We start from the raw sequence: 26,374 nt of genomic DNA on the forward strand, positions 1-26,374 counted from the left end.
GCGGCCCGGGACCGGCGCTATCCGTCGCGGGCGCCCGAGTCCCAGACCCATGCCGCGATACCGACCCTGTTGTTCACGTTCAGCTTGCGCTGGATGTGGCTCACATGCGTCTTCACCGTACCGGCCGAGATGAACAGAGCCTTGCCGATGCCGGCGTTGGTCAGGCCGTCCGCGACCAGCAGGGCGATCTCCCGTTCCCGCGGAGTCAGCTTCTCCACCTGAGGCTTCTCCCGCCGTTCCGCACGATGCGCCGCGGCCAGGCCCCGCAGCAGGCGGGTGGTGACCTGTGGGCTGATCAGTGAGTCTCCCTCAACCGCGGCCCGCACGGCCTCGATCAGCAGGGGCGCCCCGGAGCGCTTCAGCAGAAAGCCGTACGCGCCCGCCTTCAGCGCGGAGTGCACGTACTCGTCCAGGTCGAAGGTGGTGACGATGACGACCCGTACGTCCGGTGCCTCCTCGGCGAGCCTGCGGGTCAGCTCCAGACCGTCCATCCGCGGCATCCGGATGTCGGCGAGCAGGACGTCCGGGCGCAGTGTCCGTGTCAGCTCCAGCGCTTCACGGCCGTCGCCCGCGATCCCCAGCACGTCCATGTCCGGTTGCAGGTCGAGGATGTACCGGAAGCCTTCCCGCACGGCTCTCTGGTCGTCGGCGATCACGATGCGCGTCGTCATGGGGCGATCCTTGCACGGGGTAGCATCCCGGCACATGGCACGTCACACCGCCCGGTCAGGAAGGCTGCTCGGCGCTGCGGCCCTCGCGGTGGCCGCCGTGGCGCCCGCGGCGTTGGCCACCCCCTCGGTCTCGGCGCTGATCCGGTGCTCGACGACAACGGCGGTGCTGGCCGCCGTGGTGCTGCTCGTGTGGGCGCCCGGCGAACCACAGCGCCGCATCCTGGCGACGGTCCCCGTGACCTGCGCGATCTCCCTTCTCGCGACCCTTCGTTACGAGGGGCCGGCCGACAACACATCGGCGCTGTGGATCCTGGTCGAGACGGGTGCCCTGCTGGCCGTCGCCCTGCCCGCCGTACGCAGTCCCGCGCCCGCGCAGGCCGCCATGGTGGCACTGGCCCTGATGACGGCCATCACCCTGCTTCCGCTGCGGATCACGCTGACCCTCGAACCGCCCGCCGGAGCACGCCAGACGATCGTGCTCTGCCTGGTGTGGGGGGTGGTGGCGGGGGCCGCCGTGGGGGCGTCCTGCTACCTCCGCTCGCTGGACAGCCGGCGCCGGCTCGCCCTGAGGGCCGAGCGGCGCGCACAGCGGCTCAAGGTGGCCCGGGACCTGCACGATTTCGCGGCACACGACGTGACCGGTGTGATGGTGCTGGCGCAGGCGGCCCAGGCACTGGCCCGGGAGTCCCCCGAGCGGGCCCTGGCACTGCTGCCGGGGATCGAGCACGCGGGCGTCCAGGCACTGGAGTCGATGGACCGGACGATCCGGATCCTGAGCGAGCTGGACGCGGACCCGCGAGAGGACCCCGGCGACGAGGAACTGCCGGCCGAGGGCACGACCGGACGGGTCCACTCGCTGGCCGAACTGCCGGATCTGATCGACCGGTTCAGCCGCACCGGATTGATCCCGGCCCGGCTGGACCTGGCTCCCGGCGTCCTGGACGGTCTGCCGGAACCGGTCGGCTCGGCCGGGTACCGGACGGTGGCGGAGGCGCTCACCAACGTCCGCAGGCATGCCGCCGCCTCACCCCGGGTGGCGGTCAGGGCGGAGCGGACCGTGCTGGACGGGACCGCCCTGCGGATCGTGGTGGACAACGAGCCCGTTGCCGGGGGCGCGGGCCATGGCTCCCTCACGGCCGAGCGTGAGTACGGCGGCACCGGCCTGCGTGAGCTGCGCAGGCGCGTGGCGGAGCTGGGCGGGGAACTCACCGCGGGGCCGACCGAGGACGGCGGCTGGCGGGTCACCGCCGTACTCCCGCTGGACGACGGTGCTCCGGAGAACGGCCGGACCCCGATCGGGACGCCGTAGCACCGGGCGGGCCCGGCCCCGGCTCGACGACCGCCCCGCTCGGCTCCACCGGATGTACGGGGCGGCCGCCCTCGCACGGATCGGTCCTCAGGGGTACCGCCATCACCGACCACACCGATCCCGCCGGTGTTCCCGGCTACTTCTGTGCGACCCGCACACGGCCCCGGGGGCTTTCGAGGGTGAGCCGGTTCGCGGCGCTCCGGTCACTCCCGACCCCGATGCGGGCCTTGTCCTCGCGTTGAGCGGAGGCGTCGATCCGGTAGCGGGTGTTGTCCTCGGGCAGCGTCACGGAGATGTCGCCCTTGCCGGTCCTGTCGACGACGCGCCGGGGTGCCCTGGCGAAGGACAGGGTGTGGTCGGCGTCCCGGCTGCTGACCCGGACATCGGCGGAGAGGCTGTCGCTGACGGAGACACGGCCGGTGTCCGAGGAGAGCCGCAGCTCACCGGAGCCCTTCGTGACCCGGATGTCGCCGGTCTTCGTCTCGACGGTCAGCGCGCCGGGCAGGCTGTCGGCGGCCACTTCCCCGCCCTTCGTCCTCACCGATACGGCGGTGACACCCGGGGGCACCTCGACGGTGTAGTGGCTGCCGCAGTTGAGGACCAGACCCTTGCACTCGGCGGTGAGCCTCAGTGTGTCCCCCTCCAGTTCCCAGGAAGCGTTGCCGTCCTCGGCGGCCTTCCCCGCCAGCTCGCGGGAGACCTTCACCCGCGAGCCCTTTCCGGATTCGACGCGTACGTCGCCGGTCGTGTCGATCGTCAGCTTCGGGCCGGAGATGCCGAAGCTCCTGCTGTCGCTGACGGGGTCGACGCCGATATCACCCACCCCGCCGCAGCCGCTGGTGAGGAGCACGGCCGCGAGTGCCGCCGGGAACAGGGTCGTCCTGGTTGTCCGATGCATACCGTTGATGGTGGCGACCGGACGGAATTGCCGGTATCCCCCGTTCGGCAGACCCGGGTCCGGAAGGGCCCGGTCGCCCGGCGGTCGCGCTCACCCGTTGGTCGTACGGCGTACCGGCCCGCGAAGCGGCGGGCGCGCCGGGGAACACGGCTCTCCCCCTGCGCCCGGCCCCGGGCGGGAGGGACAAGGATCTGGTCTCGGAATCATGGACCGGGGCCCTGCCGAAGTCTCCCGAAAGACAGATGTGGCCGCGCCGTGCGTCCCGGGAGCATGTCGGCATGAAGAAGCCGACCGCCGGGGCGGACTGTAAGGGCGCCCACCCGCGCACCGGCCATCGCCCCCGCCGACCGCGGCGCGGGTGAGGGCCCGGAAGCGGAAGCAGTCACCGACTCCGCGCATCACCGCGGCCGGGACCGCCCGCGCGCGCCCAGGCTCCTCCCCCACCGTCACCGCCGCGTCCAGGGCCGGTGTCATCCCAGTCGACCCGAAAGACTGATCATGGAACTTCAGATCACGGATCTGACCAAGGAGTACCGCGGCGGCAAGCGCGCGGTCAGCGCCTTCTCGCTGACGCTGCGCCCAGGTGTCCTCGGTCTGCTCGGCTCCAATGGAGCGGGCAAATCCAGCCTGATGCGCATCCTCGCCACCGTCACCCGGCCCACCTCGGGCCGGGTCCTCTGGGAAGGTGTCGACATCGCCGAGAATCCCGGCCCACTGCGCCGGACCGTCGGCTATCTGCCGCAGGACTTCGGGGTGTACCCGCAGCTCACCGCCCGTGAGTTCCTCTCCTACCTGGCCTCGGCGAAGGGCCTGCGCCCACGCTCCGCCAGGGCCCGGATCGACGAACTGCTGGACCTGGTCAATCTCTCCGGCGCCGCGAGGCAGCGGCTGGGCTCGATGTCCGGCGGGATGCGTCAGCGCGTGGGCATCGCCCAGGCCCTGCTCAACGACCCCCGGCTGCTCATCGTGGACGAACCCACCGTCGGTCTCGACCCCGAGGAACGGCTGCGGTTCGGCAACCTGCTGACCGGGCTCGGTTCCGAACGGATCGTGATCCTGTCCACCCATATCGTCTCCGACGTGGCGGCCACCGCCGACCGGATCGCCATCATGCGCCAGGGCCGGCTGGTCCACCACGGCACACCCGAGGAGCAGCTCCGCAGCGCCGAGGGCGCGGTCTGGGAGATCACCGTCCACTCCGCCGACCTTCCCGCCCTGCGCTCGCGGTTCCTCCTCGGCGGCACCACCCGGACACCGGGGGGCGTACGGGTCCGGGTGCTTTCCCGGCAGCGGCCGGCACCGCACGCCGAGCCGGTCCGGCCCCGACTCGACGACGCGTATCTGCTGCTGTCCTCCGCCCCGCCCGCCGACGCCGCGGCGGTGCGGTGATGGGAGCGGCCGTCCCGGCCCTGGCCCTCGCCGACTTCCGGGAGCGCAGGCGCCGCCCCGCCTATCTGGTCGTCCTGCTCGGCACCCTGGCCCTCGGTCTGCTGGCGGCCCCGGTCGGCCCGTCCGGCTGGCAGATCTTTCAGATCGGCGACTACCGCGGCCTGTACACCAGCGGCTACGTGGGTACCGTCACCGCACTGGGCGGCGCGGTGTGGCTCTCGCTGGCCGGCTTCAGCATCACCCGGGGCACCGTCACCAAGGACGACCGGAGCGGAGTGGGCCAGATCCTGGCCGCCACCCCGATGACCCGTGTCTCCTATCTGCTCGGCAAGTTCTGCAGCAATCTGCTGGTGCTCGGCTCGATGCTGCTGGCGCTCGCGGGCACCGCGCTCGGAGTACAACTGGTCAAGGGTGAGTCGTACTCCGTGGACCCGGTCCGGCTGCTGCTGCCCTTCGTCCTGATCACCCTGCCGCTGCTGGCCCTCGTCGCGGCCTGTGCCGTGCTCTTCGACACTCTGCCCGGCCTGCGCGGCGGTGGCGGTGCCCTGCTCTGGTTCGTGATCTGGCTGGTCGGCATGATGGCCTCCCAGGCCTCCGGCGGCTATGACCTGCTGAGCATGGGCCCGATCGGCGAGTCGATGCGTACGGCGATCCAGGCCGCCGGCCACCCGGCCGGCTCGGTGACCTTCGGAGTGGGCCTCACCTCGCACGACGGCCCCCTGACGACCTTCGGCTGGGACGGCCTCGGCCCGGGCAGCGTGAGCGGCGGCCCGCTGGCGGGCGCGGCCCTGCTGACCGTCGGCGCGGTGGTGGTCACCCTGCTCGCAGGGCTCTGGTTCCGCCGCTTCGATCCGGCCGTGTCCGCGGGAGCGGTCGGCGCCCTCGTCCCGGGCCGGACGAGGGCGTCCGGCCCCATGCCCGGCCCGGCGGCCGGACCCGATGAGAGCGTGACCGCGCCCGGTGCCTCCTTCGCCTTCGCCCCGGCGTCGATGACCCCGGCGAGGAGGGGCTCGGCCTTCGCGGCCACCCTGGCCGGGGAACTCCGTGTACTGCTCCGGGGGATGCGCTGGTGGTGGCTCGGTCCAGCGGCGCTCGCGGTGGCCTCGGTCCTCGTCGAGGCCCAGGACGTCTCCCACCCCGTACTGGCGCTGTCCATGCTCTGGCCGGTGCTGATCTGGTCCCGGATGGGCCACCACGCCGACGCCGGAAGCCTGGAGGACCTGCTCACCGCCTCTCCCTCGGCCGGGCGGCGCCTGCCGGCCGTTCTGCTCGCGGGAGTCGCCGTGTCGCTGTCCGTCTCCGTGCTGCCGATGGTCAGGCTTCTCGCCGCCGGTGACCACCGGGCGGTGGCCGCCGCGCTGGCCGGTGCACTGGCGGTCCCCGCGCTGGCGCTGCTGTGCGGGACCGTCAGCCGGGGCCCCCGGCTCTTCCAGGCGCTGTATCCCCTGCTCTGGTACGGGATGTTCAACCGCATCGCGGAGCTGGACTTCCTCGGAGTGGTTCCCGGCGGGGGCCCTGGCCCGGCCGCCGTGGCCGCCTCCGCCCTGGTACTGGCCCTCGTCGCCCTCGGCACGGACGGCGTCCGCCGCGCCCGCCGCTGATCCGCCGTCATCGGCCTCCCGTGCGTGATCAACCGCACGGCGTGGGGTAGGACTCACACCGTTCTGCTTCCCCTTGCGATGTTATGGGATGAAAGGTGTGTGCCGATGGCGGTCCCGGAGCGGGAAGTGCCTCCGCGTCGCCGCGGTGAGCGGGTGGCGGACTGGGCCGATGGACGGATGCCGCTGTACGAGGCCGCGCGGACCGCGCTGCGGAAGGCGTTTCCCGACCACTGGTCGTTCCTGCTGGGCGAGCTGGCGCTCTACAGCTTCGCCGTACTGGTGCTGACCGGTGTGTTTCTGACGTTCTTCTTCGATCCGTCGATGGTGCAGACGGTGTACACGGGCTCCTACCGGCCGCTCCAGGGTGTGCTCATGTCGCAGGCGTACCTCACCACCCTGGAGCTGAGTTTCGATGTACGGGGCGGGCTGCTGGTACGGCAGATCCACCACTGGGCCGCGCTGGTCTTCGTCGCGGCGATCGCCGTACATCTGCTGCGGGTCTTCCTCACCGGGGCGTTCCGTCGCCCGCGTGAGGCGAACTGGGCCATCGGCGTGACAATGTTCCTGCTGGCGATGCTGGAGGGCTTCGCGGGCTACTCGCTCCCCGACGACCTGCTGTCGGGGACTGGGCTGCGGACCGCACAGGGGATCATGCTGTCGGTGCCGGTGTTCGGAACGTATCTCTCGTTCTTCGTGTTCGGCGGCCAGTTCCCGGGCGATGACATCCTGCCCCGTCTGTACGCCATGCACATTCTGCTCATCCCCGGTCTGCTGATCGCGCTGGTGACCGTGCATCTGGCGCTCATCGTCTACCTCAAGCACACCCAGTGGGCGGGCCCGGGAAAGACCGGGCGCAACTCCGTCGGCCCGCCGGCCTTCCCCGTGTACCTGGCGAAGTCGGGCGGGCTCTTCCTCCTGGTCTTCGGCGTCCTGGCACTGCTGGGGGCCGTCGGTCAGATCAATCCGGTCTGGACCTACGGCCCCTACCGTGCCGATCAGGTCTCCACGGGCTCCCAGCCGGACTGGTACGTGGGTTTCCTGGAGGGCGCCCTCCGGCTGATGCCGGGCGTGGAGACCCGGCTGTGGGGACACACCCTGTCGTGGAACCCGCTGATTCCCGGTGTGGTGCTGCCGGGGCTGCTCTTCCTCGCGCTGTACGCCTATCCGTTCTTCGAGCGCTGGATCACCCCCGGGCGGGGGGAACGGCATCTGTGCGACCGTCCGCGCGACCGGCCCGTCCGTACGGGGCTCTGCGCGGCGGCCGTCACCGCGTACGCGGTGCTCCTGGTCGCGGGGGCGCAGGACATCTTCGCCTTCATCTTCGACGTCCCGGTGAGAAATCTGACCTGGGCGCTTCGCACGGCCCTGGTCGTGCTGCCGCCGGTGGTGTTCTGGCTGACCCGGCGGATCTGTCTGGGGCTCCAGGAGCGGGAGGGGCGACGGCTCGCGGAGCGCGCGGAGACGGGGGAGGTCCTGCAGTCCGTGGAGGGCGGTTACGCCCCGCAGCGCCGGCCCCTCTCCCCCGCTCGGCGCTACACCGCTCTCGTCCGTGAGCTGCCCGTGCCGCTGGTGCTCGCCCCGCCGCCGGACGAGAACCCCTGGCAGCGGCGGGCGCGCAGAACACGGACCAGGCTGAGTGCCTGGTACTACGCCGACCGGGCGGGCGTGACCGCCTCGCAGAAGCAGCGGGAGCAGGTCCTCGCCGGTCCCTCCCGCCGGCCCGGCGGCGACTGACCGGACGGATGCCCGCTCAGTCCGGGGCATCCCGTCCGCGGAAGACGAAACCGAGAATCCCGGGCACCAGGACGCCGATCCCGATGAGGAAGATCCACAGCCCCTCGACCACCCCGAGGCCGAGGAGGGCCGCACCGGCCGCCGTGACGACCGGGGCATAGCTGTAGGGCTGGGGGAAGGAGAACCGCCGCCCCGCCGACTCCTGGATCGTGGTGTCCGGGCGGTCCTCGGGTCTGGGCTCCGTACGGACGTCCTGCCGCCAGAGGAACGCGGAGATCAGGGCCGCCATCACACAGGACACGACCAGGGCGCTCAGACCGGCGGGGTCGTGGCTGAAGACGCCGTAGACCGCCGCGACGACCAGGAAGAAGACGGCCGTTCCGGTGAAGAGCCATGCCTCGACCTTCATCGGCCGTCCTCGTGGGGTGTTGGGCCGTCTCCCGGACGGCGGTCGGGGCCGGGCGGGAGGGCCGCATCGGGCGCCTGGCCGGCTGTTCGGCCGCGGTCCGTGTCCCCGGTGCCCTCTCCCCCCGTCGCCTCCGGGTGGTTGAGGTCGAAGGCGGGCGAGTCCGAGCGGACGCGGGGCAGGCCGTGGAAGTTGTGGCGGGGCGGGGGGCTGCCCGTGGCCCACTCCAGGGAGCGGCCCCAGCCCCACGGGTCGTCGAGGGCGACGGACTCGGCGCGGTGATGGGTGTGCCAGACATTGTAGAGGAACACAAACGTGGACATGCCGAGAACGAAGGAGCCGATGGTGGAGACCGTGTTCAGTGTGGTGAAACCGTCGGCCGCCAGATAGTCGGCATAGCGGCGGGGCATCCCCTGTTCACCGAGCCAGTGCTGGACCAGGAAGGTGATCTGGAAGCCGGTGAACAGCGTCCAGAAATGGATCTTCCCCAGCCGTTCGTCGAGCAGTTTGCCCGTCAGCTTGGGCCACCAGAAGTAGAAGCCGCCGAAGGTGGCGAAGACGATGGTCCCGAAGAGTACGTAGTGCAGATGGGCGACGATGAAGTAACTGTCCGTCAGATGGAAGTCGAGCGGCGGCGACGCGATGAGGACCCCGGTCAGCCCGCCCAGGAGGAACGTCACCAGGAATCCGATGGACCACAGCATCGGGGTCTCGAACGAGAGGGACCCTTTCCAGGTCGTGCCGATCCAGTTGAAGAACTTCACCCCGGTGGGCACGGCGATCAGAAAGGACATCAGGGAGAAGAAGGGGAGCAGTACGGCTCCCGTGGCGAACATGTGATGGGCCCAGACCACGGCGGACAGGCCGGTGATGGCCATGGTGGCGCCGACCAGGCCGATGTAGCCGAAGACCGGCTTGCGGCTGAAGACCGGAAGGATCTCGGAGATCACCCCGAAGAACGGCAGGGCCACGATGTAGACCTCCGGATGCCCGAAGAACCAGAAGAGATGCTGCCAGAGCAGCGCACCGCCGTTGGCGGCGTCGAAGACGTGGGCGCCGAACCGGCGGTCGGCCTCCAGGACCAGCAGGGCCGCGGTGAGCACGGGAAAGGCGAGCAGCGCGAGGATGGAGGTGAAGAGGACGTTCCAGGTGAAGATCGGCATCCGGAACATCGTCATCCCCGGGCACCGGAGGCAGATGATCGTGGTGATGAAGTTGACCGATCCGAGGATCGTGCTCATCCCCGACACGGCCAGCCCCATCGTCCAGAGGTCGGCGCCGGTCCCGGGCGAGTACTCCGCGCTGTTCAGCGGCGCGTAGGCGAACCAGCCGAAGGGCGCCGCGCCTCCCGCGGTGAGGAATCCGGCGACCACGAGCAGCCCGCCGAAGAGGTAGACCCAGTAGGTGAAGGCGTTGAGACGCGGAAAGGCCACATCCGGGGCGCCGATCTGCAGCGGCATGATCGCGTTGGCGAAGCCGGTGAAGGTCGGTGTGGCGAACAGCAGCATCATGATCGTGCCGTGCACGGTGAAGAACTGGTTGTACTGCTCGGGCGAGACGATCTGGAGTCCCGGCCGGGCCAGCTCCGCGCGCATCACCATCGCCAGGGCCCCGGCCAGCAGGAAGAAGGCGAACGAGGTCGCCAGATACATCCGTCCGATCGTCTTGTGGTCGGTGGTCGACAGCAGATCCAGCACCCGCGAGCCCTGGGCGATCCGTCTGCGGCTGCCCTCCGCCGGGGTGACGGCTGCCCGCGGGCCGTGGTCCACCTCCGTCATCTGTCCTCCCGAGCGAGCTGCGGTCCGGGCTGCCCCGTCTGCCGGAATCACCTTGGCATCCGGGACGTCCGGGCCCCGGCCCGACGTGCCGCCGCGCCCTGCCGTCACCCGCGTGCCATCAGCGTGGGGACGGGCAGGGCCGCGGTGGGGAGCACACCCCCTGCGCTCGTTATCCGGCCGCGGTGTCCGGGGGTGTGCCCCCGCGTTGGAAGCGGACGGGGGCGTGGAAGCGGGCTCTGCGGGCGGCGCGGCGGAAGACCGTGAGGACGGCGGGACCGGCCAGGGTGATGCAGATGAGGTTGGTGACCGCGCGGCCGGTGTCCCAGCCGAGGGAGGTGGCGACGTCGAAGGCGAGGTAGCGCTGGAACTGTTCGGTGAACGGCAGCCCGGGCAGATACGCGATGGAACTTCCGGGGTCGAGGGAGAAGGGCCAGAAGGAGAGGTTGAGCAGAAAGCCGAAGAGATAGCCGGAGAGGGACCCGTAGACGGCGAGCATCAGGACCTCACGGCGTCCGGTCGCCTTCGGCAGGAGTCCGGCGAGCATGCCCACGAAGGCGCAGCCGAACATCTGGTACGGCATCCAGGGGCCGACCCCGCCGGTGATCAGGGCGGAGGCGAAGAGCGAGGTGCATCCGAGGGTGAACCCGAATCCCGGGCCGTAGACGCGGCCGGCCAGGACGAGCAGGAAGAAGACGGTCTCGATGCCCGCGGTTCCGGCGCCGAGCGGGCGCAGAGCCGCGTTGACGGCGGAGAGCACCCCGAGCATCGCGAGCGCCTTGGAGTCGATACCGCCCTCGGCGATCTCGGAGACGACCACGCTCAGGACGATCACCAGGAGGGCACCGAAGATCAGGGGCGGAGCGTAGCGCGAGCCGAAGGCACCCGGCGCGACCAGGAACGGCCAGAAGAAGGCGACGATACCGAGCAGTGCGGCGAGCACGATGACGGCGCGGGCGCGGCGGCCGACACGGATGGCGGGAGCGGACCCGGTCATGACACCGGCTCCCCGGCCCCGGCCGTCGCCCTGAGGGCCGCCTCGACCTGACTCACCGTCAAATAGCGGTGGGGGGCCAGGATCTTCGCAGTCTGGGGTGCGAAGACGGGCGAGGCCGTGATGACGTCGGCGGTCGGGCCGTCCGCGACGATGTCTCCCTCGGCCATGACCACCACACGGTCCGCCGCCCGCGCGGCGAACTCCACATCGTGGGTGGAGACCACGACCGCGCGCCCCTGCGCCGCCAGGGCGTCGACGGCCTCGATCAGCCGGTCCTTCGCCCGGTAGTCGAGACCGCGGGTGGGCTCGTCCAGCAGGAGCACGCCGGGCGCGGCGGAGAGCTGGATGGCGAGGACGAGGGCCAGTCTCTGACCCTCCGACAGATCGCGGGGGTGGATGTCGTCGGGGATGCCGGGTGCGAGGCGGTCCAGCAGGGTCCGGGCGTCCACGCTGGTCCCGTACCGGGCCGACTCGGTGTCGGCCTCGCGGAGTTCCTGGGCGACGGACTCCAGATAGAGCAGGTCGGCGGGGGTCTGCGGGACCAGTCCGACCAGCCGCCGGGCCTGGCCCGCCGTCGCTGTTCCGGGATCGGCGGCGGGGGTGGTGCCTGCGTCGCCGTACGCCGTGACACGGACCGAGCCCCGGGTGCGGGTACCGGAGCCCTGAAGTGCCCAGAGCAGGGACGACTTCCCGCAGCCGTTGCGGCCCATCAGGGCGGTGACCTCACCGCCGCGCAGGCTCAGATCGACCTCCCGCACCGCGGGGATGCCGCCGTAGGTGACGGTGACGGAGGTGGCGGTGAGCAGGGTGGGAAGGCCGGCGGAGAGCGCCGGGCGGGCGGGTACCGGCTCGTGTGCGGCCAGGCGCGCCCTCAGCGGGGCCGCGGCGCGGCGGGCGTCGCGGACCGAGAGGGGCAGCGGGGACCAGCCGGCGGCCCGGCCGAGTTCGACGACCGGCGGGGCGACGGACGCGGTACGGAAGGTCTCGGCGGGCGGCCCGGAGAGGACCCGGCCGTCGCCGGGGAGGTGGACGACGCGGTCGGCATACTGGACCACACGCTCCAGGCGGTGCTCGGCGAGCAGTACGGTGACGCCGAGGTCGTGGACCAGGCGGGTGACGGCGGCGAGGACCTCCTCGGCGGCCGTCGGGTCGAGTGCCGAGGTCGGTTCGTCGAGCACCAGCACCCGGGGGTGCGCGGTCAGCACGGAGCCGATGGCCACCCGCTGCTGCTGGCCGCCGGAGAGCTCATGGAGGGCGCGGCGGCGCAGATCCGCCAGGCCCAGCAGATCGAGGGTCTCCTCCACGCGTTTGCGCATCACGGCGGCCGGGACGGCGAGTTGTTCCATCGCGTAGGCGAGTTCCTCCTCGACGGTGTCGGTGACGAATCCGTCGAGCGGGTCCTGGCCGACCACGCCCACGACATCGGCGAGTTCCCGGGGCGGGTGGGTCGCGGTGTCGCGGCCGTCGACGACCACCCGCCCGTGGAGGGTGCCGCCGGTGAAATGGGGCACCAGACCGTTGACAGTGCCGAGGAGGGTGGATTTGCCGGTGCCGGTGTGGCCGACGACGAGACAGAGTTCGCCTTCCTCCACGGTCAGCTCGACGTCCCGCAGCACCGGCTCGGCCTCGTCGTCGTACTGGACGGTGACCCGGTCGAAAATGATCACGTAACTTCCTCGCGGCTGACGGCGGGTGCGGTGGTCGGGCCCGGGGCGGGCGGCGGGGTCGGACGTGGGGCGGACGGCGGGATCGGGCGTGGGGCGGGCGGCGGGGAGAGGACACCCGCGGCTCCGGCGAGCAGGATCGCGGCGGCGGGCAGCACCGGCAGCGCCGGCCAGCCGAGGGGATACAGCGAGGGGTTGAGTTCGGCCGGGTCGAACCCGGTGTTGCCGAAGAGGATCACCGCCGACAGCACCCCGCAGCCCGCGACCGCCCATTCGGCGAGCCGCCAGGGGTCGGGCCGGTAGGTCGTGCGGGTGACACGCCGCCCGCCGAGGCGCAGCCCGCCCAGGCACAGCAGCGCGCCGAGTCCCATCGCGGGCAGGCCGAGCAGTCTCGGGGCGGTGGGGTCGAGGAGCCCGTACGCCCCGGCGCACAGACCGCACATGCCGAGCAGCATCAGGACGCCGGTCAGCCTGCGGGAGGCCGGGGTCGCGGAGCCCGCGCGCCCGTAGCCCCGGGAGTCCATGGCGGCGGCGAGCCGCAGGGAGCGTTCCAGCGCGTCCTCCAGCACGGGGACGACGATGCTCCGCAGGGCCCGGAAACCCTTGGTGCGGCCCGCCCGCAGCCGCCGTGCGCGGTTGACGCGCTGGGCGCTCTGCACCAGTTGGGGGGCCACGCTGATCGATACGGTGACCGCGACGCCCAGTTCGTACAGGGCTCCGGGCAGCACGCGCAGCGCCCGCTTGGGGTTGGCGAGGGTGTTGGCGGCGCCGATGCAGCACAGCATGCAGGCCAGCCTCAGTCCCTCCGTCACCGCCGACAGCAGTGCCTCCAGGGAGACGGGTCCGCCGATGCGGATGCCCGCGTACCAGTCGGGGGTGGGGATCTCGGGCAGTTGGAGGATGAAGTGGTCGTGCGGGGTGATGCCGGTGCCGAACACGGCCCGGAACACCACCCGGATCGCGATCACCGCCAGCGCCAGATACAGGTAGTACACAAAGCCCCGCGCCCAGGGGGCCTCGGTGCGCCTGGAGGTGACGACGTATCCGAGGACGGCCAGGACCAGCAGGAGCAGCAGGGGGTTGTTGGTGCGGCTGACGGCCGTGGCCAGGGCGAGTGCCCAGATCCACCAGGCCACGGGGTGCAGGGTGCGCGGGAGCCGGCGGCCGCCCGTGTCCGGCATCCGGCCGGGCACGGGCGACTGAGCCGGTGTCGTGGTACGGGCCACCCGCTACCCCGAGCGTCTGCGGCGGTGGGCGGCATAGGCTCCCGCGCCGATCAGCAGCACCAGGACACCGGTGGCCGCGGCGGGCAGATAGGAGCCGCGGTCCTGTTCCGGCGCCGCCGCGGGAGCCGCGTCCACGACGACGGGTCCGGAGGCCGCGAGGGCGCCCGGAGAGGTCGCCGGTGCCGTGGACGCGGGGGCCCGCGGTGAGGAGGGCGGTGGGGAACTCGGTGGAGCCGTGGTCTTGGCCGGTGGGGGCGCCGGGGTCCTGCGGGAGGGCGGCGTGGCCGGGCCGGGGGCCGGGCCGGTGTCGGTGCCCGGCGGCGGCGGGGGCGCGGTCCGGGTGTCCCTGGGCGCGGGTTTCCCTCCGCCGGTGGGCCGGGTGTTGTGGGCGCGGAGCTGGTCGGGGGTGACGGTGGGACGGCCCTTCGTGCCGCCGATATCGGTCCCCCCGAAGATCCACAGGTCCACACTGCCGGGTTTGGGCCGGTAGAGCATGGCGCCGAGCTGGCTGTAGGTCCAGGTGTTCCGGCCCGGGTCGGCGTGCCAGTACGACCAGTAGGCGGACGCGGGCGGGGTCAGGACGCAGTCCTCCTGCTCCGGCGGCGGGAACTGCTTGCCGCCCCGGTGGCCGCTGTAGCCGATCCGGCAGATGAACGCCGGGCCGTCGTGCCCGGTTCCGGTGGTGCGCCAGCCGCCCTGGTTGAGGAGTTCGTAGCCGGTGGTGGGGGTGGTACCGCAGGACCGGTAGACGGGGCCTCCCCAGCGGCTGAAGTCGACGGCCAGGACCGCGCCCGAGGTGGTGGTGCACTGCCCGATGGGCTGGGGTGCGGCCGCCGCCGGGCCACCGCCGGCGCCGAGACCGGCCGCGGCCAGCCCGAACGCCGCGGCGGCCCGTGCGAGGCGCCCGGCGGGACTCGTCTTCATGACGGCTCCCCGGCGGCAGTCCTGGTCCGGCGCCTGCGGACGAGGAGGGTCACGGCGCATCCCGCGGCCGTCAGGGCCGCCGCCACGGCCGCGAGCAGTTGGCCCGGGACACCGGTCGAGGCGAGCGGACCGCCACCGGAGCCCCCTGCCTCGCCCTGGGGCAGCGGGCCGCCGCCGTCCTCACCGGGGGTGACGATACGGGGTGGGGTGGGGTTGCCGCCCGGATCGCCCGCACCCGGGGGCCGGGGGGTCGTACCGTTCAGGCTGCGGCTGAGCGTGCCGAAGGAGATGCCCGTCGAACCGCCCGCGGCCTGGGTGGAGGCACGGACGTCGGAGCCGCGCTGCCCGCCCTTGGCGACATTGAATCCGCCGTCCGCGTTCTGCTGGGAGGCGAGGAACGCGCGCGCCTTGCCGATCTTCGCCCGGTGGTCGGCGGCGTCGAGGGAGAGCGCCTGGATCGCCAGGGCCGCCGAGTTCACCGAGTTCCCGGAGGCGCCGGGGAAGCCGCCGTCCGCCAGTTGGCGGCCCGCCAGCCAGGTCAGCGCCCGGTCCACCGCGGCCTGTGAGCCCGCGTCCGGGAGGAGGTCGAGGGCCATCGCGGCCATCGCGGTGGAGTCGACCTCCGGCTCGCTCGCCTCGCCGATCAGGCTCGGCCAGGCGCCCGAGGGCTCCTGGAGGCTCTTGAGGTAGGCGATCGGCTCGGCGGCGGCCGTCGTGTCATTCGCCCGGAGCTGGGCGATGACGCCGAGGGACTGGGAGAACACGGAGGTGGCGTTGGTGTACGCGCCCTTGGCCGCGCAGGAGCGGTCGGGCGCGGGCGACTTGGCGGAGCAGACGCCCGAGGCGAGGGCGGCGAGGAGATTCTTCCCGCCGAAGTCCCGGGGGTCTCGGCCCACCGCTTCGGCGAGCAGGGCGGCCTTGGCGATGGAGCCGCCTCCGGCGTACTTCGTACCGAGCTTGGTCCAGTCGTGCAGGGTGCGTCCGGTGCCGTCCTTGCCGCCGCCGTCGAGGAAGTCCACTACGGTCCGCAGGGCGTTGTTGTCGTGTCCGGTGGCGGCGAGCGCGAACGCCCCGTCGATGGTCAGGCCGTAGTCGGCGAAGCCGCTGCCGCGGGCGTTCTCGTAGTAGCGCCCCTGGAGCAGCCGGCTGGTGTGGGTCAGATAGGCGGTGGCCTTCCGCAGGTCGGGGCTCTTGCCCGGGGGTGTGACCGGGGGCTTCGGCTCCTCGGGCGGTTCGGTGGTGAGGGCGAGGAGGTCCGTGCCGGCGCCGGCGATGGTGGCCGGGACGGTCGCGTACAGCTTCGGTTCGGTCAGGCCGTCCTCGAAGGAGAAGGCTCCGCCGGGCAGTTGCTGCCGGGACAGCCAGGAGGTACCGGCGGCGGCCCGGGTACGGTCGCCCAGGACCCGCAGGGCCTGAACGGCCCAGCCGGTGCTGGGGGCGCTGCCGGCGGTGCTGTAGGCGGAGGCGGGCCAGCCGCCGTCCGTCAGCTGGGTCTTCGTCAGATACTCACGGCCCTTGGCGACCACGGCGTCGTGTCCGCCGGCGCGGTGGAGGGCCAGCAGGATCAGACCGGTGGTCCCCGGCTCGCTGTCGCACCACTCGCCCGCGCGGATCAGAATGCCGGTGAAGCCGCCGTCCTCGCACTGGAGTCCGGTCAGCCGGGCCACCGAGGCGGGCGGCGGTGTCGCCTTTCCGTTGAGCAGTGCCACCACGGCCAGGGCCTGGCCCTCGGCCTGGAACGTGGTACGGAAGTCGCCCTCGGTGAGGCAGCCGGGCACCGGCTCTGCGCCCGCGACGGGGGCCGGGCAGACGTACTTCAGCAGATCGCCGAGGAGGTCGCGTCCGCCGAAGGCGCGCGGGTTCTCTCCCGCGGCCAGGGCGACGAGGGCGAGCCGGGCCGCCGCGGTCGCGCTGGGAGGCTGGTCCTTGCCGTCGGGGTAGGCGTACGCCTCGGTCTGCGCCGGCGTGGCGAGGTAGGCCGCGGCCTTCTTCGCGGCCGGGGAGCCGCGGTCCGCGGCGGCGAGCGCCAGCACGGCCTCGGCGGTCTCGGTGTGCCTCGGCGCGCCCGTCTCGGGGTCGACGACCCGTTCCCCGTCCTTGAGTTGCTGGCCGAGCCAGCGCACCGCGGCCGGTACGTCGACCGATCCGGGCGGCACACCGGGACCCCCGGGGTCTCCGGGGCCGCCCGGCCCGGGATCGCCCCCGGCCCTGACGTCGTCGGGGGAGAACGAGGGCTTCCCGGTGGTGCCGCCGATGTCGGTGGCTCCGAAGACCCAGGCGTCGACATCGCCCGCGCGCGGGGTGCGCGACATGGCGCCCAGCGGGCTGTAGGTCCAGCTCTTCTGACCGGGCGAGGCGATCCAGTACGACCAGTAGGCGCTGGCCTGGGGCGTCTGGACGCAGTCCTCCTGGGCGGGGGTCGGGTACTGGGTGCCGGTGCTGCCGTGGCCGATCCGGCAGATGAAGGCGTCGCCGTGGGACTGGGTACCGGTGGTGGTGAACCCGGCCTCGTGGAGCAGTTCGAAGCCGGTGGTGGGCGTGGTGTCGCAGCCGCGTTCGACCTTCCCGCCGAACTTGCTGAAGTCGACGGCGACGACGGCGCCCTTCTGCGGGGTGCACTCCTCCACCGGGGCCGCGGTCGCGGTCGCCGGTGCCGTGAGGAGCGACACGGCCGCGCCCAGGGTCAGCAGTGCCGCCGTCCCCAGGGACAGCAGCCGTCTGCCCCTCGATCTGTACCGATCCGCATGAAGTCCCGTCCCCACCGCTGCCCCTCGGTTCCCGCGCGGCACGGACGGAAACGTGGCGACGGCCCGGGGTCCGGTGAACCGGCCCCTGGGCGGGACGACCACGCCGTAGTCCGCGACGGCGCTGTACTCGTGCTGCTTTCCGGGCACCAGGTAATCCGGCTCGTCCCGCGTACTGATGCGCGGAACCTACGGTTGCGGGTCAGCGCCGGACTTCGACCGGCTTCCCCTGGTGCTGAACAGTTGTCAGCCGGAGTGCAACACGGGTGAACGACCACCGTCAAGATGGCGTAAGTCTCAGCTGCGGACCAAACCCCGCGTGATGGGGCATCTGGCGCGGACGGGACGGCTCGGGTAGCGTCCGGGGCTGCCGCACGGGGGAATCCGGTGGGAATCCGGGGCTGACGCGCAACGGTGTGGGACGGCAAGGAGCCGTTCCGAGCCCGAATGCCCGTGCGGTGAGGCACCACTGGAAGCCGTATGCACGCGATCCGGACAGCGGCCCCGACTTCCCGCCCGCCCCCACGGCGGCCCGGGCAAGGACGGCATGGCCGCGTCCCGACTCCACAGGGAGCAGGCCCATGTCGCCCATCCGCCCCAGACACCGCCTCGCGCTCGCGGTGCCCGCCGTCCTCACGGCGCTCGCCCTGGCCGCGCCACCGGCCGGCGCGACCTCCACCCCCGCCGACATCGCCACCTCGAAGACGAACGGCGTCGCCTATCTGAAGTCCCTTCAGGCCGCGGACGGTTCATACGCCGGATCGGGTCTTTCCAACGAGTGGGCGTTCAGCGCGTTCGCGGCCGCCGGCACGGCCGTCGTGGACGTCTACCCCGGCACCGACACCACCAAGAACGCCCGTACGGTCTACCGCAATCTGCTCTCCACCGCGGCCTGGCCCTCGGCCTCCCCCGTGGTCACCGACTACCAGCGCGCGACCCTCAACGCCTACGCCGCGGGCATCGACCCGGCCCGGGTCTCCGCCTCGCGCAACCTCATCGCCCAGATCTACGGCTACTGGCAGACCGCGGAACCCGGCTACTTCGGCCCCTCCGCCAACTTCAACGGCACGGTGTTCGCGGCGCTCGCACTCGTCGGCGCGAAGACCCAGGCGGGCGCCACCCGGGTTCCCCAGGCGCTCGTCGGCTCCATGGTCGCCCGCGTCCGCGCCAACCAGCACACCGACGGCGGCTGGGCCCACAGCAAGGCCGAGGGCAACCCGGCGGCGCTCGCCCAGCCCGGCGACATCGACATGACCGGCGCGGCCCTGGCAGCGCTCTGCGTCTCCGGGGTGCCCGCCACCGACACCGATGTGGTGCAGGGCAAGAACTTCCTCAAGTTGAAGCTGGCCAACGCCTCCGGCGCCTTCAACTCCCTATACGGGGCCAACACCAGCTCCAACGGCTGGGCCGTCGCCGGGCTCAACGCCTGCGGTATCAACCCCCAGACCGGCGACTTCCTCACCCCGGCGGGCAAGACCCCCGTCGACTTCCTCATCGCCAACCAGTACAACCCCGGCGGCGGCTTCAAGTACAAGCCCACCGACGGGGTGCCGTCCGCCTACTCCTCCACCGACGCCCTCCGGGCGGTCGCCGGCGGCGGATTCACCTCGGCCCCGCCGCTGCCGACGACCGCCGGCGCTCCCCAGTGGGTCGCCCAGCCGTCGTTCACCGCCGGTACGGCCACCAGACTCGCGCTCACCGTCGACGACGGCGCGGGCGGTCTGAAGGTGTGCTCGGTCTCCCTCACCCCGACCGGGACGACCACCACGCTCGGCGATGTCCTCACCGCGGCGGGCTCCGGCGCCACTCCCTCGGGCTGTGTCACCTCCGTCACCCCCGCGTCCGGCAGCGGCACCGTCACGGCGGTCAACGGCAAGGCCAACAGCGGCTCCAACACCTGGAAGGCCAGTGTCGACGGATCCGCGTTCACCACCGCCTCCCGTGGCACGGTGGTCAACGTGGGCGCCACCATCGCCCTGCGCTGGGGCCCCTGACCCGGCCGGGTGACGCCGGCATTCGGCCCGTCCCCGGGCGGGGCTCGCACCGCCCCGCCCGGCGGACCCGACGGGCCCCGGTCTACCGGTCCTTGAAGACGGGTTCGCGCTGCCCTTGGGCGAATGCGGCCTTCGCCTCGGCGTGGTCCTCGGTGAGCGAGCAGATCACCTGGGTCCGCATCTCCAGGTCCAGATGGTCGCGGAAGGCCCCGAGGCCGAGGCCGGCGTTGAGCATCTCCTTGGTCTGGCGGATTCCCATCGGGGAGAGTTCCGCCATCCGCTGTGCGAGCTCCAGTGCCTCCTTCAGGGGGTCTTCCGCGATGCGGTTGAGATACCGGAGCTCAAGGGCCCGCGGTGCGTCCAGCACGCCTCCGGTGTAGAAGAGCTCGGCGGCGGCCGCGGGCCCGATCAGCCGTGGCAGGAAGTACGACAGCCCGACGTCGCCGGCGGACATGCCGAGCTTGGCGAAGGGCGCGTGGAAGCGCGCGTCGGGGGCCGCGATCCGCAGGTCGGCCGCGGAGGCGATGGAGAAGCCACCGCCGACGGCGTGCCCCCGGACGGCCGCGACGACCGGCTGCGGCAGTTCCCGCAGCAGCATGATCATCGATGTGCTCAGCCGCAGCGACCAGAAGGTGTCCACGGGACCGTCGCCGATGCCGCGTGCCAGGTCGGCCCTGCTGCAGAAGGAGCTGCCCGCGCCGGTGAGCACGACCACCCGGCAGTCCTTCTGCCAGCGCAGTGCGGCGAGGACGTCGTGGAACTGCTTTTTCATCTCCCTGTTGAAGGCGTTGCGTGGTTCCGGACGGTTCAGCGTGACCACGGATACCCGGCCCCGCGTCTCGACCTCGATGAACTGCGTCTCTTCCGGCATCCGTTCCGCTTCCTTCCCCACTACGACCAGTACCGCTGCTTGAGGCGGCGCTTGAAGGGCTTCCCGCTCTCCTCCCGGGGCAGCCGGTCCTCGAAGACCACGACCCGCGGGGCCTTGTAGCGCGCCACGTTGTCCCGGACATGGGCCCGGACCTGCTCGGTGGTGACGAGGGCGCCCGGGAGGAGCTCCACGTGTGCCGCGACGGCCTCGCCGTACTCGGGGTCGGGGACACCGAACACGGCGGCGTCGGCCACGCCGGATCGGACAACGGGAACACGCATACTCAATGCTCCTTCCCACACGGTCGCTCAGCCGCTCACCCAGGCGCCGACCCGACCGGAGGAGAGGGACGCCGACTCCGAGAGGGGTGGTGGGGGCACAGGCAGGAAGCCGCCGGGCCGACCACAACTTTTAGTAAATTGCTAATCTGCTTATGGCGCGCTTCACTCGGAGCCATATCAGCCGCTTTCCTGGGTGAGATTAGAGGATCCCTCCCTTTTAAGTAAAGACACGTTCCATAGAACATTGGGGTGCCGTCCTCGCCGTGCCCGCCAGAACCCCGGTCTCCGGGGGCCGGCCCGGGAAGCGGCGATGGGCCGCCGGCGGCAGTGCTCGACGAACCGGCGGCGCCCCTGGACGCCGGGCGGCGCGTTTCTGTGCGTCATACGGAGGAACCGGGTGCGGATGCCCGCTTGGTGGTGTCCTTCCGGGCGATGGCCTCGGCGACGTGCTCGATCGCCGAACGCAGCAGGTCACCGTATGCGTCCTGGCGGAGGCCGGGGGCATGCTCCTTGGCTGCCGCGAGGTGCTCGGCGGCGGAATCGAAGGACCCGAGGCGGCGGTAGTTGTCGGCGAGGTTGAGGTGCAGGGACGGGTAGAAGCCGGCGATGTGCAGGCCGGCGTGATGCTCCTGAACGCGCTGCTCGGTCACCGCGTCGGCCGCGTCCAGGGCACGAATGTCCCAGGCCAGGGCCTGGGCGGGATCGTCGTAGAGGTCGGCCAGGTAGTGCGCGAGGGTGCAGCGGTGCAGCGGGTCGCCGCTGACGCCGATCCCCGACCACAGGTCCAGGAGGTCCCGGCGGGCGGAGGCGGTGTCACCGGCTCGCCCCGCGGTGACGGCTTCACCGATGGCTTCCATCGTCGGGTCGGGGCTGGCGGGAGTGGTGGTCATGGGCGAGGTCCTTGTCGTCGTGCCCGGCCGGGGTCTTCCCGGTCGGTCCGGTCTTCCCGGTGGCCGGCTCGGTCGTTGCGGTCGGCCGGGTCGCTTTGGTCGACCGGGTCGTTGTGGTCGGCCCGCTCGGTCGCGGGGCCTGTTGTGACGGGCATGGCCAGGGTGGTGAGATCGCCGCGGTCGGCGGAGCGGATCGTGACCGGTTGCCCGGGTCCTCGTATGTCGAGCATCACGTCGGAGCCGACGGCGGTGCTGACGGCGGGGTAGAGCGTGGTCAGCTCGAACGAGATCCGGAGGGCCTGTCCCGTGACGGTCGCCGTGAGCGGTATGCCCGGGTGCCCGGCAGCGGCCGGGAGCACGTCCATCCCGTGGCCGGTCACCCGCAGCTCGATCCGCTCACCGGGCTGCTCCTCCAGGGCCCGCAGGAGCAGCACCTTCGAGACCGTCACCCGGGTGGTGGCCCCGGGCAGCGACGCGAGCATGAGCCGATGGTCGGGAAACTCCTCCGTCAGCAGCCGGCAGTGGTGGTCTTCCCCGTCCGCCCGGCGCAGCCGGATCCCGTGCGGGGTCGCGTCGAGGCGCACCCGTACGCTGCGGCGGATCTCGGCGGCCGCGGCCCGCAGATCATCGCCGTGGACGGTCGCGGCCCATGTCATCGACGGCGGATCGGCCGGCACCAGGGTGCGTGAAGCGAGCCGGTAGCGGTCGGTCGCCGTCAGAGTGAGCGATTCGGCGCTCGCTTCGAGGCGCAGTCCGCCGAGTACCGGCAGGCCCGGATCACGAGCGGTCGCCGTGAGGACCTGATCGACCGCGTCAGCCAGTACGGGCCCCTTCAGGGCGGTGATCGGCAGGCTCGGCGCGCCGGCGAGCGAGGAGGTGATCACGGCGGCCTTGCGCCGTGTCGCCGCCGCGTCGCCCAGTACCGTCGCGACATGCTCGTCGATCAGCCGGGAAGCCTCGTCGGACCCCGCGTCGAGGACCGCCGCCACAGTGGTGAGCGGCATGGCGATCCCGCGGAGCCCGCTGAGCGCGGTCGCCCGTTCCACCTGGTCGGCGCTGTAGTAGCGGTAGCCGGAGACGGGATCGACCTCGGCGGGACGCAGCAGCCCGGAGTCGGCGTAGAACCGCAGCGCACTCGCGGTGAGGCCACAGCGCCGGGCGAAGACCCCGATCGGCATCAGCTCTGAATTCGGCACACCGCCATCATTGGGCTTCAACCAACTCGAAGGTCAAGCCCGGCCCCGCCGGCGGCCTCAGGGCCCACAACCTCTGGCGGTCCGGGAGCCGGAGCCGTACCCGTCAAAGGCCCGGTCCTCAGCCGGCGGCCCCGCCCATCGGTGACGGGGTGTCAGCGCGCTTGTGCCCTCAGCCCGTCGCCGATGAGGTCGAGGAGCCGTTCGGCCTGCTCACGCTGCTCGGGCCTGCCGCAGGTCAGGGCAATGCCGGTGAGGGCGGCGAACAGGTCCTCGGCGCTGATGTCCGACCGGACGCTCCCGGCGTCGATGCTCGCGCTCAGCAGCGAAGCAAGGGCCTCCAGGATCCTCTCCCGGCTGTGGGCATAGGGATTGACGCCCGTCTCGACGACGGCCCGCAGCGCCTCCGCCATGCCGAGCTTGGCGGTCGCGTAGTCGATGAAGCGACCCGTCCACGCGCGCAGGGCGCGCTGCGGCGGCATGCTCTCCAGCAGCTCCGGTACGGCATCGCACAGCTTGTCCAGCTCATTGCGGTAGGCCGCCTCGATCAGGACTTCCCTGGTGGGGAAGTTCCGGTAGAGGGTGCCCGAGCCGACCCCCGCCTCCTTGGCGATGCGTTCCATGTGCGCGTCCAGCCCCTGCTCGGCGAAGATCCGCACGGCCGCCGAGAGAATCTTCTCCCGGTTGCGCCGTGCGTCGGCGCGCAGCGGCCGTCCTGCCTCACTGGCCATCGATGACGTCTCCCTCGGATCGGGTTGCCAACCGGAGGCGTCTCCACTTATGGTTCAGGGAAGTGGAGGCGCCTCCAGTTCCACTGTAGGGCACGACCCGGTCATGTCGCCCGCCCCAAGGCGTTGAGCACCCCCGCACCTCCGTCATATCGGTCACCGGCCGAGAGAAACAGCGCCCGCGCCCCGGTCGGGGCCGGGCCCTCGTATCCAAGGAGCAGAAACATGACTCTCCCCCTCACAGACAAGGTCGCCGTCATCACCGGCGCGGCGAACGGAGTCGGCCTGGGCATCGCCCAGGAGTTCGCCGAGAACGGCGCCCGGGTCGTCATCACCGACCTGCACCGGGAGGAACTGGACGCGGCCGTCGCGAAGATCGGCGGCGACTGCGTGGGAATCGTGGCCGATGTCACCGTCCTCGCCGGCATGGAGGCGCTGTACGAGCAGGTGAAGGACCGCTACGGGCGTCTCGACACCGTCGTCGCCAACGCCGGGGTCGGCGCCCACGCCCCGCTCGGCGCGATCACCGAGGAGCAGTTCGACCGCACCTTCGGCGTCAACGCCAAGGGCGTCCTCTTCACGGTCCAGCCGGCGCTGCCGCTGCTGCCGCCCGGCGGCACGGTCGTCGTCATCGGTTCCACGGCCTCCATCGAACCGCCGCGCGGAATGGGCCTGTACGGGGGCTCGAAGGCGGCGGTGCGAGCCTTCGTCCGCTCCTGGATCCAGGACATCAAGGGATCGGGCGTCCGGATGAACGTGCTCAGCCCCGGCGCGGTCGACACCGAGTCCCTGCGACGCGCGCTGGCCATGGCACAGGGGGCCGATCACGTCGACGCGGCCATCGAGCTCATGGGAGAGGGGAACCCGACCGGGCGGATCGCCGATCCCCGGGAGATGGGGAAGGCGGCGGTGTTTCTCTCCAGTGACGCCTCCAGCTTCGTCACCGGCGTCGAGCTGTTCGTCGACGGGGGCATGGCGCAGGTGTGAGCCGAACGGGACCGGCGGCGGAATGCGGCGGCCGGTGGACCGTGCCTCCCGCAGGGCCGCCAGGGCGCCCATCACCGGACAGGTCGCCCCTCCCCCGATGTCACCGACAACATGAGAGGGATCTGCGGCGCCCGCCGGCCCCGCCGATGGCGTGGAGCACGCCCGTCGGTGCGATGTAGCTGTTGTCATGGCCGGCGGTCGCGGCCTCCGGCCCGTCCTGGCCCCACCGGGTCATCCGGCCGTACACCAGGCGGTGGTTGCGCGCCCACAGTCGCCCGGGCCCGACGCGCGGGCGCTCGGTGACGGCGGGGCGGAGTCCTTCGAGCAGGACATCGGCGCTCTCGCACAGGCCGAGCAGTGCCGATGTCGTCGTGGCGATCGGGCAGTGGGCTCAGACCCCCTCCGCGCCGGATGCGGGCTCGCGCGCACCTGGCGTTCCTCCGGCGGGCGGAGCGCCCGGGTGAATTCGGGGCGGACCGCCTGGTGACGACGGCACGCGTCGTCCGCCGGTGCGGGGGCGGGAGCAGGGAAGGCCGCACGGTACGGGTGGGGTGCCCGCCCCCGCACGGCGGGCGGGTGGCGGCGTGCCCATTCCGGCTCCGTGCTCCTTCAGAGCGCCCGGGGCCTACGTGCTGAGCGGCTCAAGGCCCAGGAGATCCGCCGTCCTGTCGTACACGAGGCGGGCGAGCGCGTCGTTCCGGGCCTGCCGGGAGGGCGTGTCCGGCTTCGACTCGGTGAAGAAGCCTCCGCTCGGCCGCGGTGCGGGTGACGCGGAGGCCAGCCATACGGGCGTCCGCACGCCCTCGTCCGGGGTGATGGCGAACGGGCGGAACAGCGGTGCGGTCAGCCGCATCACCCCGCCGGCGCTGCTGTTGATGGCGGTGCCCTTCACCATGCCCGGATTGGCGTTGTAGATACGCATGCCCTCCGGCAGGCGGCGCGCGAGTTCCCTCGTGGCCATGAGGCTGAGGAGTTTGCTGGTCGCGTAGACGTTGAGCTGGTGGTAGAAGCGGCGCCCCCACGAGGTACCGCCGACGTCCGGATCGGTCGCGTCGAGCCTTCCGCGCTTCTCCACGAACGTGGAGAGGTTGATGATTCTGGCGCCGGGCGTGAGTGCGCCCGCCGCCAGTAGCTCGTGCGTGAGAAGGAACGGGGCATGGTGGTTGAGGGCGTAGGCGCGCTCCACACCGTCCGGCGTCTGCCGGTACGAGGGGAAGGCCGCTCCCGCGTTGTTGATGAGTACGTCCACGTGGACCGCGCCGGCAACCAGCTTCGAGGCGAGGTCACGGACCTGCCGCCATTCCTCCAGGTCAGCGGTGTACGTCCGCGGCGCGTCGGCGTCGATACCGGCGGGGCCCAGGCCGCGCAGGCCGTCGGCGGCGGCAGCCGTGCGCGCCGCGTCCCTGCCGACGAGGACGACCCGGTGCCCGGCCTCGACCAGCCGGCGTGCCGTCACCAGGCCCAGCCCGGAACCGCCTCCGGTGATAACCGTGGTCCCGCCGCTCATGAGCCCTCCTCGACGTGGTTGGCCTTGGGCTCAGTGCCCTCGCCCTCCGGCGTGGGGCCGTCGACGACTTCGCGGAGCAGTGCGCGCAGGCGCAGTCTGCTCTCGTGGTCGAGGCGGGCGAACGGTGAGTGCTCGGTGGTGTGCCGGATGATCCGATCCCGCAGCTCACATCCCTCGGCGGTGAGCTGGATCACCTTCGCCCGGCGATCGGTCGGATGCGGTACACGGCGCACCAGGCCGCGCTTCTCCAGTCTGTCGATCATCGAGGTGGCGGTCGACGCGTCGCACTGGAGCCGGTCGGCCAAGCGGCGCGCGGTCATCTCCTGCTCCCGACTGAGCCGCCACAGCACATCGGTCTGAGTGTCGGTCAGCCCGGCCTCGCGGGCCAGTTCTTTGAGTTCGGCGTGCACCTGGGTGCGGATCGCGAACAGGGAATCGATCAGCTCTTCGTTCAGACGCGCGTCATCCACGACCCGCACACTACATGGACTTTCCCATTACTGGAACTTCCATGTATATGAGCGGGTGGATTCGGGGCCGTCGCTACGCGAACGGACAGGCGACCGTCCCGCCCGCCGAGCGCTC

General features: G+C 71.9%; 23 protein-coding genes and 2 riboswitches. Of the genes, 6 read left to right on the plus strand and 17 right to left on the minus strand.

Translation table 11 applies throughout. From position 1 onward, the window contains the following. Positions 1-17: 17 nt before the first annotated feature. Positions 18-671: a response regulator gene (locus tag ACIBCM_RS07410; protein ID WP_399240995.1), complete on the minus strand. Its 654-nt coding sequence runs from the start codon at positions 669-671 to the stop codon at positions 18-20. 34 nt (positions 672-705) lie between these two features. Here ACIBCM_RS07410 and ACIBCM_RS07415 point away from each other — a divergent pair, with 34 nt between their 5' ends. Continuing rightward, the gene (locus ACIBCM_RS07415; RefSeq protein ID WP_399240996.1) at positions 706-1,980 is read left to right on the plus strand and encodes a sensor histidine kinase; all 1,275 of its coding nucleotides are present in this window, start codon (positions 706-708) and stop codon (positions 1,978-1,980) included. Positions 1,981-2,116: 136 nt separating this feature from the next. Here ACIBCM_RS07415 and ACIBCM_RS07420 read toward each other — a convergent pair whose 3' ends face one another. Further along, positions 2,117-2,878, minus strand: coding sequence for a hypothetical protein (locus ACIBCM_RS07420; protein WP_399240997.1), 762 nt, complete (start codon positions 2,876-2,878; stop codon positions 2,117-2,119). Between the two features lie 498 nt (positions 2,879-3,376). Here ACIBCM_RS07420 and ACIBCM_RS07425 point away from each other — a divergent pair, with 498 nt between their 5' ends. From ACIBCM_RS07425 to ACIBCM_RS07435, 3 genes are all read left to right on the plus strand, one after another. Then, positions 3,377-4,267, plus strand: coding sequence for an ABC transporter ATP-binding protein (locus ACIBCM_RS07425; protein WP_399240998.1), 891 nt, complete (start codon positions 3,377-3,379; stop codon positions 4,265-4,267). After that, positions 4,267-5,868 carry an ABC transporter permease gene (locus tag ACIBCM_RS07430; RefSeq protein ID WP_399240999.1) on the plus strand — a complete coding sequence of 534 codons (1,602 nt, stop codon included), beginning with the start codon at positions 4,267-4,269 and terminating at the stop codon, positions 5,866-5,868. Before ACIBCM_RS07425 ends, ACIBCM_RS07430 begins: the two co-directional genes overlap by 1 nt. 105 nt (positions 5,869-5,973) lie before the next feature. Further along, positions 5,974-7,602 (plus strand): cytochrome bc complex cytochrome b subunit, encoded by a 1,629-nt coding sequence (locus ACIBCM_RS07435; RefSeq protein ID WP_399241000.1) that lies wholly within the window; start codon positions 5,974-5,976, stop codon positions 7,600-7,602. A 16-nt stretch (positions 7,603-7,618) separates the two neighbouring features. On the opposite strand, the gene ACIBCM_RS07440 is transcribed toward ACIBCM_RS07435, so the two are convergent. The 7 genes from ACIBCM_RS07440 to ACIBCM_RS07470 form a co-directional block, all read right to left on the minus strand. After that, complete coding sequence (locus ACIBCM_RS07440) at positions 7,619-8,011, minus strand: cytochrome c oxidase subunit 4 (RefSeq protein ID WP_399241001.1); 393 nt, start codon at positions 8,009-8,011, stop codon at positions 7,619-7,621. After that, entirely contained in the window at positions 8,008-9,660 is a 1,653-nt protein-coding gene (ctaD, locus tag ACIBCM_RS07445) for a cytochrome c oxidase subunit I (RefSeq protein WP_399241270.1), read from the minus strand. Before ctaD ends, ACIBCM_RS07440 begins: the two co-directional genes overlap by 4 nt. Before the next feature lie 295 nt (positions 9,661-9,955). Further along, positions 9,956-10,780, minus strand: coding sequence for an ECF transporter S component (locus tag ACIBCM_RS07450; protein WP_399241002.1), 825 nt, complete (start codon positions 10,778-10,780; stop codon positions 9,956-9,958). Further along, positions 10,777-12,447: an ABC transporter ATP-binding protein gene (locus ACIBCM_RS07455; RefSeq protein ID WP_399241003.1), complete on the minus strand. Its 1,671-nt coding sequence runs from the start codon at positions 12,445-12,447 to the stop codon at positions 10,777-10,779. Before ACIBCM_RS07455 ends, ACIBCM_RS07450 begins: the two co-directional genes overlap by 4 nt. Then, positions 12,444-13,625 carry an energy-coupling factor transporter transmembrane component T gene (locus ACIBCM_RS07460; RefSeq protein ID WP_399241271.1) on the minus strand — a complete coding sequence of 394 codons (1,182 nt, stop codon included), beginning with the start codon at positions 13,623-13,625 and terminating at the stop codon, positions 12,444-12,446. Before ACIBCM_RS07460 ends, ACIBCM_RS07455 begins: the two co-directional genes overlap by 4 nt. Positions 13,626-13,673: 48 nt before the next feature. Further along, positions 13,674-14,594 (minus strand): hypothetical protein, encoded by a 921-nt coding sequence (locus ACIBCM_RS07465; RefSeq protein ID WP_399241004.1) that lies wholly within the window; start codon positions 14,592-14,594, stop codon positions 13,674-13,676. Next, on the minus strand, positions 14,591-17,356 hold the full coding sequence (locus tag ACIBCM_RS07470) for a prenyltransferase/squalene oxidase repeat-containing protein (protein ID WP_399241272.1): 2,766 nt from the start codon (positions 17,354-17,356) through the stop codon (positions 14,591-14,593). Before ACIBCM_RS07470 ends, ACIBCM_RS07465 begins: the two co-directional genes overlap by 4 nt. Positions 17,357-17,468: 112 nt before the next feature. Beyond that, a riboswitch (cobalamin riboswitch) is annotated at positions 17,469-17,613 on the minus strand. A 102-nt stretch (positions 17,614-17,715) separates the two neighbouring features. Beyond that, positions 17,716-17,791, plus strand: a riboswitch (cobalamin riboswitch). 128 nt (positions 17,792-17,919) lie between these two features. On the opposite strand from ACIBCM_RS07470, the gene ACIBCM_RS07475 reads away from it, so the two are divergent. Continuing rightward, positions 17,920-19,332: a hypothetical protein gene (locus ACIBCM_RS07475; protein WP_399241005.1), complete on the plus strand. Its 1,413-nt coding sequence runs from the start codon at positions 17,920-17,922 to the stop codon at positions 19,330-19,332. A gap of 82 nt (positions 19,333-19,414) precedes the next feature. On the opposite strand, the gene ACIBCM_RS07480 is transcribed toward ACIBCM_RS07475, so the two are convergent. From ACIBCM_RS07480 to ACIBCM_RS07500, 5 genes are all read right to left on the minus strand, one after another. Then, positions 19,415-20,203, minus strand: coding sequence for an enoyl-CoA hydratase/isomerase family protein (locus tag ACIBCM_RS07480; protein ID WP_399241006.1), 789 nt, complete (start codon positions 20,201-20,203; stop codon positions 19,415-19,417). Between the two features lie 20 nt (positions 20,204-20,223). Continuing rightward, the gene (locus ACIBCM_RS07485) at positions 20,224-20,484 is read right to left on the minus strand and encodes a hypothetical protein (RefSeq protein WP_399241007.1); all 261 of its coding nucleotides are present in this window, start codon (positions 20,482-20,484) and stop codon (positions 20,224-20,226) included. Between the two features lie 380 nt (positions 20,485-20,864). Further along, entirely contained in the window at positions 20,865-21,374 is a 510-nt protein-coding gene (locus ACIBCM_RS07490; protein WP_399241008.1) for a hypothetical protein, read from the minus strand. Then, entirely contained in the window at positions 21,371-22,570 is a 1,200-nt protein-coding gene (locus ACIBCM_RS07495) for a MerR family transcriptional regulator (protein ID WP_399241009.1), read from the minus strand. The genes ACIBCM_RS07490 and ACIBCM_RS07495 overlap by 4 nt, the downstream gene beginning before the upstream one ends. Before the next feature lie 152 nt (positions 22,571-22,722). Then, complete coding sequence (locus tag ACIBCM_RS07500) at positions 22,723-23,298, minus strand: TetR/AcrR family transcriptional regulator (RefSeq protein ID WP_399241010.1); 576 nt, start codon at positions 23,296-23,298, stop codon at positions 22,723-22,725. A gap of 222 nt (positions 23,299-23,520) precedes the next feature. Here ACIBCM_RS07500 and ACIBCM_RS07505 point away from each other — a divergent pair, with 222 nt between their 5' ends. Further along, positions 23,521-24,282, plus strand: coding sequence for an SDR family NAD(P)-dependent oxidoreductase (locus tag ACIBCM_RS07505; RefSeq protein ID WP_399241011.1), 762 nt, complete (start codon positions 23,521-23,523; stop codon positions 24,280-24,282). Positions 24,283-24,382: 100 nt separating this feature from the next. On the opposite strand, the gene ACIBCM_RS07510 is transcribed toward ACIBCM_RS07505, so the two are convergent. The 3 genes from ACIBCM_RS07510 to ACIBCM_RS07520 all read right to left on the minus strand — a co-directional run bounded on the left by ACIBCM_RS07510 (position 24,383) and on the right by ACIBCM_RS07520 (position 26,259). Beyond that, the gene (locus ACIBCM_RS07510; RefSeq protein ID WP_399241273.1) at positions 24,383-24,661 is read right to left on the minus strand and encodes a CoA transferase; all 279 of its coding nucleotides are present in this window, start codon (positions 24,659-24,661) and stop codon (positions 24,383-24,385) included. A 246-nt stretch (positions 24,662-24,907) separates the two neighbouring features. After that, positions 24,908-25,789 carry an SDR family NAD(P)-dependent oxidoreductase gene (locus ACIBCM_RS07515; protein ID WP_399241012.1) on the minus strand — a complete coding sequence of 294 codons (882 nt, stop codon included), beginning with the start codon at positions 25,787-25,789 and terminating at the stop codon, positions 24,908-24,910. After that, positions 25,786-26,259 (minus strand): MarR family winged helix-turn-helix transcriptional regulator, encoded by a 474-nt coding sequence (locus ACIBCM_RS07520; RefSeq protein ID WP_399241013.1) that lies wholly within the window; start codon positions 26,257-26,259, stop codon positions 25,786-25,788. The genes ACIBCM_RS07515 and ACIBCM_RS07520 overlap by 4 nt, the downstream gene beginning before the upstream one ends. Positions 26,260-26,374 lie beyond the last annotated feature (115 nt).

The sequence above is a fragment of the Streptomyces sp. NPDC051018 genome, from assembly GCF_044456085.1.
In the GTDB taxonomy this organism is placed as follows: Bacteria; Actinomycetota; Actinomycetes; order Streptomycetales; family Streptomycetaceae; genus Streptomyces.